The following is a 1,536-nucleotide window of genomic DNA, read 5'->3' as shown; positions in this document are numbered from 1 at the left end:
TGGAAGAGCGTTTGAAAATATTATTGATTCCTAAAGATCCGAATGATGACAAGAACGTTATCATGGAAGTCCGCGGAGCAGCAGGCGGAGATGAAGCCGCTCTGTTCGCAGGCGACCTTTACCGAATGTACAGCCGTTACGCAGAATCCCAAGGCTGGAAAATCGAAGTGATGGAAGCGACGTCTACAGGTGTCGGCGGTTATAAAGAGATCATCTTTATGATCACAGGTAACGGCGCATATTCCAAGATGAAATACGAGAATGGGGCACACCGGGTACAACGTGTTCCTGAAACCGAGTCCGGCGGCCGTATCCATACGTCGACTGCAACGGTTGCATGTCTTCCTGAAGCGGAAGAAGTGGAAGTGGATATCCATGAAAAAGATATCCGTGTCGATACATTCGCATCCAGCGGACCAGGGGGCCAATCGGTCAATACGACGATGTCGGCTGTCCGTTTGACTCACATGCCTACAGGCGTAGTGGTTTCCTGTCAGGATGAAAAATCCCAGATCAAGAACAAAGAGAAGGCAATGAAAGTATTGCGTGCCCGAGTATATGATAAATTCCAACGCGAAGTCCAGGCTGAATACGATGCAAACCGTAAGTCTGCCGTTGGAACCGGTGACCGTTCCGAACGTATCCGTACGTACAACTTCCCGCAAAATCGTGTAACCGACCACCGTATCGGTCTGACGATCCAAAAGCTTGATCAAATTCTTGAAGGAAAGATGGATGACGTTATCGATGCCTTGATCATCGAAGATCAGTCCAAACTTCTTGAAAGAATGGAAGAAATGTAAAATGACCGTAACTGTATTTGAAGCCCTTAAATGGGCTTCTTCTTTTTTAAACGAACATAAACGTGATGAAAACGCAGGAGAAATCTATTTGCGTCATTTATTGGATTGTTCCAGATCACAATTATTGGCTGAACAACGCGCCGAGGTCCCCCGTGGAATATGGGAAGAGTTTCAAGAAGGGGTCCGGAAACATGCGGACGGTGTGCCGATTCAACATATCATCGGGTTTGAAGAGTTTTACAGCAGGTCATTCAAGGTGAATGAGCATGTGCTGATCCCGAGACCGGAAACGGAAGAATTGATTTATTATGGGCTTGAGAAAATGAAGCTTCTGTTTGCAAAAGGTTTATCGTTAAAAGCGGCTGATATCGGAACCGGAAGCGGGGCGATCGCGGTGACGCTGAAGCTTGAAAGCTCGGACTGGCCGCTTGAGGTGCTGGCCGTGGATATTTCTGAGGAAGCTCTGTCTGTGGCGAATGAAAACAGCCAACGGTTAGGGGCGGAGATTGAATGTTACCAAGGAGATTTGCTGCAGCCTTTGATAGAGAAGGACCTGAAGCTTGACCTCATGCTGTCGAATCCCCCATATATCCCGTTGACCGATCGCCTGTCGTTATCGGATGTAGTGGTGGACCATGAACCGCAGCTCGCATTGTTTGGCGGGGAAGACGGCTATGACTTATATAAGCGGTTCATGCTGCAGCTGCCTTTAGTGATGAACGACATGTTTCTG

Annotated in this window: 2 protein-coding genes; both read left to right on the top strand. The window is 47.9% G+C overall.

The window, feature by feature from the left end; all coding sequences use genetic code 11:
* On the top strand, positions 1 to 803 hold an 803-nt coding region (prfA, locus tag HP456_RS23810), incomplete at its 5' end, for a peptide chain release factor 1 (protein ID WP_172255637.1).
* Between the two features lies 1 nt (position 804).
* A partial coding sequence (prmC, locus tag HP456_RS23805; protein ID WP_172255635.1) for a peptide chain release factor N(5)-glutamine methyltransferase occupies positions 805 to 1,536 on the top strand: 732 nt, incomplete at its 3' end.

Source organism: Bacillus haikouensis, assembly GCF_013179555.1.
GTDB classification, from domain to species: Bacteria; Bacillota; Bacilli; order Bacillales; family Bacillaceae_B; genus Rossellomorea; species Rossellomorea haikouensis_A.
Note: the sequence above shows the minus strand (reverse complement) of the source record. Positions and strands in the feature narration are given on the sequence as shown.